This window comes from Pseudohaemophilus parahaemolyticus (assembly GCF_938021905.1).
GTDB classification, from domain to species: Bacteria; Pseudomonadota; Gammaproteobacteria; order Enterobacterales; family Pasteurellaceae; genus Haemophilus_A; species Haemophilus_A parahaemolyticus_B.
The window spans coordinates 1-9,127 of sequence record NZ_CALIFA010000002.1; the positions used below are offsets into that span (position 1 = coordinate 1).

Here is a 9,127-nt window from a genome sequence, read left to right on the forward strand (position 1 = left end):
CACGCAAGCGGATAAATTCATTAAACACACGCTGCAAATCTTTCAGCCAATCAGAGCGACTTTTCAAAGCCTCTTTTCTCGCTCGCATTCTTCGCCCTGCTTCCAAGCGGTCTGATTTCTCTTGCTTTTTGCGTTTTTCTTCCGCTTTCCGCTTGCTGTATACAATCGCACATTTCATCGAGCAAACCTGCTGAGTGGATTGCGACTTCACATAGTAACCGCCGCACTCTTTGCATTGATGCTGTTTGGGTGGTTTATTTCTCATCAACTTCCCTCACTAAATTAAAATAAAAACTTGCATTTGTGTGTATACTTGTGTATAATTATTCCCGATTAAGACATAAGGAGATAAGCATGCGATCCAGCGACTTAATCAAGGAGCTTAAAAAAGCAGGTTGCACGTTTGAGCGACACGGTAAGGGAGACCACCAAATTTGGAAATCGCCCATCACAGGGAAGACGTTCCCCGTGCCACACCCAAAGCAACACGTTCCAATCGGCACATTGAGATCCATCAAAAAATCGGCAGGGCTTTTATAGCTCTGCCGAGCTTAACCCAAAGGAGCAACCATGTTATTTACTATCGGCATTGAAACCCCAGCAAACGAAAACGAAGCCTACGGCATTGCCGTGCCAGCACTTTCTACTGAAAAATATGATTGCTTTAGTGCTGCAGATACCCTTGAAGAAATTCCAACCCAAGCCACTGATGCCATTCATTCCATCTTAGAAATGATGTTTGAAGACGGCTTAGATATCAACGAACTACAAGATAAAGGCTATCGCCACTATCAAACGCTTGAAGATTTCAACTATTGCGATACTTGGCTTCTGCTTGATGTTGATATTTCTGCTTATCAAGGTAAACGCCACCGCATTAACATCAGCTTGCCTGAATACCTCATCAAACGCATTGATAGCCGTGTCGCAAGCAACCCGATTTATAAAGACCGTAGCCACTTTTTAGCGATTGCCTCACAAAAAGAGTTACGTCAGTAGCATTCCCCTACGCTTGACAAGCTCCTCATTCAAGCGTAGGATATTTCTAACAGGGTCTCAAAAGCCGTTATAACGAACGGTAATTCACCCCGTCAGCGTGATTTTTTTGTGCCTGCAATTTAGTGGACTAAGCCTTACCATTACTTAGCTCATTACAAGCGGTCAAAAAATACAAATTATTTTCAATGGTCGAGAGTGCGAGGAATACAACACCGAAAGGGAATAACTCCGCTCGATTCGTTACGAGTTTTGAGCTCTCGACCGCCCAATTATTGGGACTTCCCTCAAAAGGAATAACGACATGACAACTCAAAATCAACTTTCAACCTTCAATTTCCACAATTCTCCCGTTCGTACAATTACTGATCCGAAAGGCGAAATCTGGTTTTGCGGCACAGATGTTTGCAACATTCTCGGTTATCAAAACTCAAGAAAAGCATTGCAAGATCACTGTAAAGAAGCTGGTGTAACGAAACGTTACACCCCTACCACAAGCGGAAATCAAGAAATCACATTCATCAACGAACCGAACCTTTACCGCCTGATCATCAAATCTCGCAAACCTGAAGCAGAACGATTTGAAGCGTGGGTCTTTGAAGAAGTCCTCCCACAAATTCGCAAAACAGGCAGTTATTCGCAAAACGTGGAAGAAATCAGACCGCTTGAAATCACGCTCAAAGTACAAATGCTTGATAACCTCTACTATATGGCAAAAAACGCAAGCGAACTTTGCCACCAATACCGCAAAATGATGAACGACATCATCAACACATTAAACATCGAATACTTCCGACTATCGAAACCTGATTACAAATATCAGTTGGTCTCAGATATGCAATTCGCCCTTGATGATGTAGAAGTTATCCTAAAAACGCATACACGAGAGCAAACCGCAAAAAACATCGAACTCGCCAGACTACGTCGCTCCTTCTAACCACACCGCCCTTCGGGGCGGTTTGCCTTTCTTTATGCTTGCAAGGCTCAAGCCCTCTCTTGTTTGCTACAACCTCGAGGAATATAATGTTTTCGCTACAACCAAAATAAAGAGGAAAACATTATGAAAAACTATCTCATCAGCTACGATCTGCATTCCCCAAATAGAAACTACTCTCCCCTTATTGAAAAAATCCAAACTGCACCTTACTGGGCAAAAGTCAATGAATCTGCTTGGTTTGTGAAATCGCCTCTGACAACAGTTGAACTCAAAAACATTCTTGAACAAACCATAGATGTCGATGATGTTCTTTTCGTAGCAGAAATGAATAGCTGTGCGTGGACAAAATCACTCAAGCAAGAAGTTCAAGAACATATTTTTAACTGCTGGAACTTATAGCACTCCCTTGACTATCTACACCACAAATACCGCTAACAACACAAGAATTGTGTTTGTTCACACGCTCTATCGCATTGATTAAGCGACAAACTAAATTTTCAGGATCGGTATTTCCATTCTCAACCGCTTTTAAAATAGCCTGTTTAATGTCGTTCTTATCCGTCTCAGACAGGCTTTTGTTTTGTTCACACATATTCATCACCTCAATAAAAAAACGCATACAAGCGGTCTAAAATCCGCTCATCATTGCAACCTTTAAAAATATTTTGCATTGCAGCATTGATTAACGCGGAATAACACCGCTCAAATTCGTCTTGCTCCATATTGCCGTAAGAGAGTGATTGAGCTTCCACCCGCATTCGCCCGTCAATCGTATAACTCGCCACCTTGTAGCCCGCTAGCACCGTCAGATTTTTGCGGAAGGTGTCGAACTGCGTACGTTCATCAAAATATCGCCATTCGGTTTTATCCGCTGCCCAATGGTCAAAACAGAACTTAAAGAAAGCGAATACCTTACGATGAAAAGCAGGATTGCGAACCTGTTTAATCTCCACTTGGTACTGCTCCCCCGTCTTGAACTTCATCAAGGCTTCAGCTTGCATATCGTCGAGTGGGGCAAGCATACCGCCTGCCATTTTGAGCATTTCAAGTTGCACGATGTTTCCCCAATTTCCCTCTCAATTCCTTAAATCTTGCCGCGATTACTTCAGGAGGCGGCATATAACATTCCGATTTCTCGGGCAAGGCTATCTGTGGCTTAGGCAAGGTTTCGCCCGATTGAATTCGTTTTGCCATCTTGAGTAACGCCTGTTCAGCTTGGTTGCGGAGCGTTTCCTCTTTCCAAACGTATTGCCGATTTCGCTGGTAGAGGTCGGTCAGCAACCAGTATTCCGCATCACTTTTGAACGTGAATTTGTCAGCTTCCTCAAGTCCATAGGCGGCAAAGTGATTTAACCGCTTGAGCAGTTTTTCAAGCGTTGGTAAACCTAACTGAGTGTAATCAACCACCTTGCACCAACCGATAAATTTCCCCACACTTGGTACAAAATCATCTTCCTTCGCTCGCAAGGCTTTCATACCCTGTTTAACTTGCTCAACGGTTGTAATCCCGTTTTCTGCAAAGCCTAAAATCCATTGTTGCTTAGCCGTTGCCACTTGCTCAGCGGTGTAATACGACAATCTCGGACAACTCGCCAGCAACTGCTCGAACACCCGATTTACCAAGCGTTCAGCTGTCTCGTTCACAAGCGGTCGATTTTGTGTGATAGTTTGCAACTGGCTCATAGCACGTTCTCCCACGCCTCAACGGTATTCCATTCCATGCTCAGGTTATCCCCACGAGGTTTAGCTTGGCGGTTGCGTTGCAATACCAGCACATCCCATTTCTCTCGCAACTTGCGTGGGCTGAGAATGTTTGCTTGCCAGAAACGGTCTTGATTTGCCCACTCGAACAACTCAATGATTTCAGAATGGCTCTTGCCGTCTCGCTCCCCTAGCAGTCGGATATCATTCGCCCACGCTTCAAAATTCGGTTGCTTGTGATTCGGGTTGAGTTTTTGAATGCGAGCAAACATCTCTTTCGCCATCGCCAAATCCATTTCGGCAAAACTGAATTTTTTGGCAGGCGAAGTTGCAGGCGTTTTCGTCTGCAACGATAAATTAATATGGTTAATTGATTGGTTAATAGAGTGATTGGTTATGGGTGAAATATTTTCACTAGGGGGTAGTGAACCATTTTCACTAGGGGGTGAAATTCGTTCACTAGGTGGTGAAATATTTTCACTACCCTTTTCAAGGTGCAAAATGTACAAATTCGAACTTGAACCGTCCTGATTTTTGCGTGATTTTTTCTCCACCAATCCCATTTTGATAAGTGCATCGATGTGTGAAATCACAGAACGACGACTTACCTCGCAATGATCTGCAATATGCTGATAACTTGGAAAGCATTCGCCTTTATCATTCGCATTGTCCGCTAATTTCAGCAACACCAATTTACGAGTGGGATTACCCACTTTTAATTTCATTGCCTGAGCGGTTAATAACATACTCATAGCCCCACCGCCTTATCTTGTGTAAATTCACTGTTCCAATTGGATTTCATTGTTAATTTCTGTTGCGTGTACCACTTATAAATTTTGGCTGCCCCTTTTTGTAGCAACACAGGGCGATAAGTGAAAAACGGCTCTTTGCCGTGTGGTGAAATAGGCACAGGCTCTTCCGTCATATAGCGATCACGTGCGTAAGATGTCACCCGCCAATCGTTATTGCCATCTTTGTAAAGCCATTTCACCTGCTGCAAATGATCGTTAATTTTCTGAGAATTCACACCATTCAAGCCTTTCGCAAATTGCGGTGCAGTAATGCCATTACGGAAATAACTTTCCATTGAGGTAATCTGTGTTGATTGCTGCTGGTTCTCGAGCAACAACGCCTGTTTTTGCTCTTCCAAATCTGCTGCCAAACGCAAGGCTTCAGCAAAAGTCTGCGGTAATTGCACCGCTTGTTTTGCTTCTAACTCTTGCCAGCGGTCAACAACAGCGGCGGTAAACTCAGGAGATAAGCGAGCGACAACAACAAAAGTATCTCGCTTGTTTAATTCGTAATAATCAAACCATTGATTTCTATACTCAAATTTTAGTGGCTCAATTTGAGCGACTAAATTTTGCTCAATTAAATCACGAATAACGCGTAATACGTTTTTATGCTCTTTATGTGTAAGCTCCGCAATCTCACGACTACTCATCGTCAAACTTGCATTTTTTTCTGTAATCGGTAATAATTCTGTCGTTTTCATTAAAGATTTATTCCTGTATAGAGCCCGTGTTACTGCACGGGTTTTTTATTTGCCTATTTTTCCCAAACATCTGGACGCAAATCGTGTTTTCTCACTTTTCCGCCAGTTTCCTTTTCAATTTTCTTGGCTAATTCCAAAGGGCATTTTGAGTAACCTGTTTCAACCTGCCTCAAGAAAGACGGTGATGTGCCAATTTTTCTGGCAAATTCAGTCTTAAATCCTCTAGGTTTCTTGTTTAAAAATTTTGCTAAATTCATTTGAGTTTGGTTTAGTTTAAAATAAATAACGTTAGTTTAGACTAAATCAAAAATTTAGTAAATATTTTTCTTTCTTCTTTAGCAGTTACTAAATAAAATAAACAAAAATCTTCAATGGAGAGAATAAAATGGACAAGTCAGAAATTCGTTTGAAAAACCTAGAGAAATGGTTCGAAGGTCAATCTATCCCGAAAAAAGATAGAAGTTTTATTTCACAGTTAAGAAAAGGTGCAACCTTTGGCGAAAGAGCCGCAAGACGTATTGAGCAAGATTATGGTATGCCATCTTTTTATCTTGATTCAGATCCTGAACTAGAAGCTTTGATTGTTTCATCTATCAGCACGACACCAAGCGATGCTCACCGTTTTAAAATTGAGCTGTTAGATGTACAAGCTAAAGCCGGTATTGGTGGCATTATCAATAATGAGTATCCAGAAGTTATTCAAGCTATTTATTTTTCATTAGACGGTTTATTAGAAATTGTTGGCAGGAAAACAGATGATGGACTGTTTATGATTAATATCCCAACCGATAGTATGAGTCCAACCATTGATAAAGGCGATGTGGTATTCGTTGATACCAACGTGAGAAATTATTACGGGGAAGGAATTTATATCTTTGCGATTGATAATGAAGTTTACATCAAACGCCTTCAAAAAATTCCTGGCGGAACTTATCGAGCATTATCGGATAATAAAAACTATGACCCATTTGATATTACCGAAGATGTATTTAACACAGCTATTGTAATAGGGAAATTCGTTCGAGTTCTTCCAATTGATCCAAGAGATTTATAACATCCACATTATTAGCGTAGCGGTGGAGCATAGGAGTTATTTGTAATATCCACCAAATCCAGAAGTTGAATTTTTGGGGTAGGGCTATTAAGTTAAGCACTTGAGCAAAAGGAATTATATGAAATCAATTACATTACATAGTCCTGTTGTTTTCACTTTTTCAGAGAATGAAGAGTCTGAGCGAGAAGCAAGTATAAAATTTATCAATGACTTAGAAATCTATTTTTTGAAAAATTTTAATATCACAATTGATTTATCAAATACAGTAGAAGCCTATGCTGAAAGCACGCTTGTGTTATTTGCTCAAATACATTCTATGCGTTATCGTAGTGCCAGTAAGAAACAAAGAATAGAATTCAAGATCATTTACCCAATACAGGAATTAAACCCTAATGGGTATGCCTATTTTGTTCTAACTGGACTAAATAAAGCATTAGAGGCAAAAAATGAAGAAGATATTATTGCACTTACGGAAGGAAGAAATTTTTATCAATCAGGTTGTGCGGCTCGCTTTGATGATATGATTTTGAGTAATTGGGAAACTATTCTTGAAGAAGAAATAGATATAGAACAACAATTTCTACTGCATCAAGGAGTAAGTGAAGCTATTCTTAATGTAAGAAACCATGCATACACGAATAAGCAATCATTACGCAATAAAATTGGCAAAGGAAGATGGTGGCAATGTAGCTGGTATCAACGGAGCAAAAGAAGGTTTGTATTCCTAATTTATGATATGGGGTGTGGTATTTTAGGAAGTTATCCAGAAAGTAGTCTTGATGATACCAAGCGGTTAACAGAGGCGATGACTGAAGGTTACACTCGTTACAGCAATAGAAAAAGAGGAAAAGGCTCAGAAAATATTAAACAAGTTATCAGTCGAGCAGTTGAAACAGAAAGCCTTACCGTCTATACTGACAATTTAATATACCAATACTATTACAAAGATAATAATGCATCTGATACTTGTATCACAAGTCAGGTACAAATGCCTATAAGAGGCACCCTTGTTGCTTGGACACTTACACTTTTAGAGGAGCAATAAATGCTAATCAAAGTTGCAGAATTTTCAAAAACACCTTATGGAAGAACTGATGAAGACGGTGCTTTCAATGGTAAAAGATTTCGTTTACAAAAACTAAAACCTGCTTTTGAAGGCAAGGAAGATGTTACTATTGATTTTCATGACATTGCTCCACCAGGCTCGTCTTTTTTACATGAAGCTTTTGGCGGGTTAATCCGATATGAAAATATGACCTTGTCTGAAATCCTCAAAAAATTACGTATTATTAGTAATTTTCCTTTGTACGAAATTCAGATTAAAAAATTTTTAGAGGAAGAAGAAAACGACAGGCTACAACGAGAGGCATAACAGTGTCAGATATTATAGCTATTCTTGCTTTAGTGGTGAGTATCTATGGATTATGGTATAGCTATAAAATAGCTAAGATATTTGCTCAACGTAATGAAGACAAGATGTTGATTGATGAATTACTTAAGATGTTGAGTGAAATGCAAGCTCAAGCTTCTCATTTTTTCTTAGATAATAAGCAAGTTCGACCAAATCCTCACATATATGTTGCGAGTTTTTCATCGAAAATCAGCCTCGCTCAATTTCTTATTCACATACTGAAAAACGACCGAAAACTTCTTCAAAATAACATTGATGCCCCCTTATCTGATTTATATCTTTATGGAACATTAAATGCTGAAAAGGCTAATAAACAAAAGCCTGAGAAAAATACGGAACAATTTTCAAATATGGATCAAGCTTATTTGAAATGTACGAGTATTATTTACCAATCCTTTCAGTCTAAATATAAATAAACCGCACTCGTGGCGGTTTTCTTTTGCAAAAAAGGGGAAAATTCCCTGAAAAAAAGAATTTTCCCTTGGCTATCATTTTCGTAATACCACGAAATTGATCAAGCGTGAGCTACCTGTTTTACTTCAAAAGTTAAATTCAACGCCCGCATCACTTTTAATACGGTTGAAAAGGTTGGATTCCCCTTGCCTGAAAAGGCTTTGTATAACCCCTCACGGCTCACACCTGCTTCTCTGGCAATCTGGCTCATATTACGAGCTTTCGCAATATCACCTAAAGCAGACAAGATTAAATCCACATCATCCTCTTTCAGCACCTCATTTAAATAAAGCTGAATTTCCTCTTCTGTTCTTAAATGTTCCGCCATCTCAAAATCTTGCAATTCAACCATTTTACACTCCTAATTCTTTCGCTAAGGCTTTCGCCTTTTTAATATCATTCTCTTGACTGGCTTTATCGCCCGCACAAAGTAAAATCACAATCACGCCATTCTGGTTTTTCAAATAAACCCGATAACCTTTGCCTTCCGTAATTCGTAATTCTGATACCCCTTCGCCCACAGGCTTTATATCGCCAAAATTACCCATCTGCAACCGCTTAATTCGGGTTTGAATTTTTGCCCTTGCTCGCAAGTCTTTTAAATTATCAAGCCATTGTTTAAAGATGGTGGTCGATTTTATTTGAATCATAATGCCTCCGAATGGGCTTATTATAGCCTAATATTGTGATTGTGAGAACTATAATTCACAACTTGATCTTTCTGTATTCTTTCGTTTAAATCCGCCTAACCAAAATCCTTGCTTATTTCCCTTCAAATCTTGCTTAATTCGTCTAAACCGTTCAAAAAACCACCAATCAAACACCCCTCGCAAAAAATTTCTGCTTTAAAATCAATTATTTACTAAATTACATTAAGTTTTTATTTAATTTTAACTAAATAATCTATTTACTTTTTATTTAGTTTTGACTAAACTAAGCCCATCAAAACAAAACAGCCTGATAACAAAAATCAGGCGTTATTTAAAACGGCTTTAACAGAGAGTGAGGGAAAGTTCATCAATGAGGCAAAGCCTACAACGACCAACCCGCCCCGAAACGAATGGAAGACTAAAGCTGTTT

Annotated in this window: 17 protein-coding genes; 8 read left to right on the forward strand and 9 right to left on the reverse strand. The window is 39.5% G+C overall.

The features are described 5' to 3' along the window. Nucleotides 1-265, reverse strand: a 265-nt coding sequence (locus QMF79_RS00025) for a recombination protein NinG (RefSeq protein WP_281772257.1), incomplete at its 3' end; no start/stop codon positions are given. Nucleotides 266-354: 89 nt separating this feature from the next. Between QMF79_RS00025 and QMF79_RS00030 the strand changes: the two genes are divergently transcribed. The 4 genes from QMF79_RS00030 (at nucleotide 355) to QMF79_RS00045 (ending at nucleotide 2,332) form a co-directional block, all read left to right on the forward strand. Next, nucleotides 355-540, forward strand: coding sequence for a type II toxin-antitoxin system HicA family toxin (locus tag QMF79_RS00030; protein ID WP_039863182.1), 186 nt, complete (start codon nucleotides 355-357; stop codon nucleotides 538-540). 30 nt (nucleotides 541-570) lie between these two features. Then, a complete protein-coding gene (locus QMF79_RS00035) occupies nucleotides 571-999 on the forward strand; it encodes a type II toxin-antitoxin system HicB family antitoxin (protein WP_111402158.1) in 429 nt (142 codons plus the stop codon). 301 nt (nucleotides 1,000-1,300) lie between these two features. Further along, complete coding sequence (locus QMF79_RS00040) at nucleotides 1,301-1,933, forward strand: BRO-N domain-containing protein (protein ID WP_281772258.1); 633 nt, start codon at nucleotides 1,301-1,303, stop codon at nucleotides 1,931-1,933. 123 nt (nucleotides 1,934-2,056) lie between these two features. Next, complete coding sequence (locus tag QMF79_RS00045; protein ID WP_281772259.1) at nucleotides 2,057-2,332, forward strand: CRISPR-associated protein Cas2; 276 nt, start codon at nucleotides 2,057-2,059, stop codon at nucleotides 2,330-2,332. On the opposite strand, the gene QMF79_RS00050 is transcribed toward QMF79_RS00045, so the two are convergent. Genes QMF79_RS00050 through QMF79_RS00075 form a run of 6 tightly spaced genes read right to left on the reverse strand, consistent with a single transcriptional unit; the run spans nucleotide 2,313 to nucleotide 5,386 of the window. Continuing rightward, nucleotides 2,313-2,525, reverse strand: coding sequence for a hypothetical protein (locus QMF79_RS00050; RefSeq protein WP_281772260.1), 213 nt, complete (start codon nucleotides 2,523-2,525; stop codon nucleotides 2,313-2,315). The genes QMF79_RS00045 and QMF79_RS00050 overlap by 20 nt on opposite strands. Before the next feature lie 10 nt (nucleotides 2,526-2,535). After that, nucleotides 2,536-2,976, reverse strand: a complete 441-nt coding sequence (locus QMF79_RS00055) for a DUF1367 family protein (protein WP_374057558.1) — start codon at nucleotides 2,974-2,976, stop codon at nucleotides 2,536-2,538. 1 nt (nucleotide 2,977) lies between these two features. Then, nucleotides 2,978-3,616 (reverse strand): replication protein P, encoded by a 639-nt coding sequence (locus tag QMF79_RS00060; RefSeq protein ID WP_281772261.1) that lies wholly within the window; start codon nucleotides 3,614-3,616, stop codon nucleotides 2,978-2,980. Continuing rightward, nucleotides 3,613-4,386 (reverse strand): helix-turn-helix domain-containing protein, encoded by a 774-nt coding sequence (locus tag QMF79_RS00065; RefSeq protein ID WP_281772262.1) that lies wholly within the window; start codon nucleotides 4,384-4,386, stop codon nucleotides 3,613-3,615. Before QMF79_RS00065 ends, QMF79_RS00060 begins: the two co-directional genes overlap by 4 nt. Continuing rightward, nucleotides 4,383-5,129, reverse strand: coding sequence for a Rha family transcriptional regulator (locus QMF79_RS00070; protein ID WP_281772263.1), 747 nt, complete (start codon nucleotides 5,127-5,129; stop codon nucleotides 4,383-4,385). Before QMF79_RS00070 ends, QMF79_RS00065 begins: the two co-directional genes overlap by 4 nt. A 53-nt stretch (nucleotides 5,130-5,182) precedes the next feature. Next, nucleotides 5,183-5,386 (reverse strand): transcriptional regulator, encoded by a 204-nt coding sequence (locus tag QMF79_RS00075; protein ID WP_005709157.1) that lies wholly within the window; start codon nucleotides 5,384-5,386, stop codon nucleotides 5,183-5,185. Nucleotides 5,387-5,514: 128 nt separating this feature from the next. Between QMF79_RS00075 and QMF79_RS00080 the strand changes: the two genes are divergently transcribed. The 4 genes from QMF79_RS00080 to QMF79_RS00095 all read left to right on the forward strand — a co-directional run bounded on the left by QMF79_RS00080 (nucleotide 5,515) and on the right by QMF79_RS00095 (nucleotide 8,010). Further along, nucleotides 5,515-6,183 carry a S24 family peptidase gene (locus tag QMF79_RS00080; protein ID WP_281772264.1) on the forward strand — a complete coding sequence of 223 codons (669 nt, stop codon included), beginning with the start codon at nucleotides 5,515-5,517 and terminating at the stop codon, nucleotides 6,181-6,183. 118 nt (nucleotides 6,184-6,301) lie between these two features. Then, a complete protein-coding gene (locus QMF79_RS00085) occupies nucleotides 6,302-7,228 on the forward strand; it encodes a hypothetical protein (RefSeq protein WP_281772265.1) in 927 nt (308 codons plus the stop codon). Next, entirely contained in the window at nucleotides 7,229-7,555 is a 327-nt protein-coding gene (locus tag QMF79_RS00090; RefSeq protein ID WP_281772266.1) for an STAS-like domain-containing protein, read from the forward strand. A 2-nt stretch (nucleotides 7,556-7,557) separates the two neighbouring features. Further along, entirely contained in the window at nucleotides 7,558-8,010 is a 453-nt protein-coding gene (locus tag QMF79_RS00095) for a hypothetical protein (RefSeq protein WP_281772267.1), read from the forward strand. Between the two features lie 98 nt (nucleotides 8,011-8,108). On the opposite strand, the gene QMF79_RS00100 is transcribed toward QMF79_RS00095, so the two are convergent. Continuing rightward, nucleotides 8,109-8,399 (reverse strand): addiction module antidote protein, encoded by a 291-nt coding sequence (locus tag QMF79_RS00100; RefSeq protein ID WP_281772268.1) that lies wholly within the window; start codon nucleotides 8,397-8,399, stop codon nucleotides 8,109-8,111. A 1-nt stretch (nucleotide 8,400) separates the two neighbouring features. Next, entirely contained in the window at nucleotides 8,401-8,700 is a 300-nt protein-coding gene (locus QMF79_RS00105; protein ID WP_281772269.1) for a type II toxin-antitoxin system RelE/ParE family toxin, read from the reverse strand. Nucleotides 8,701-9,127 lie beyond the last annotated feature (427 nt).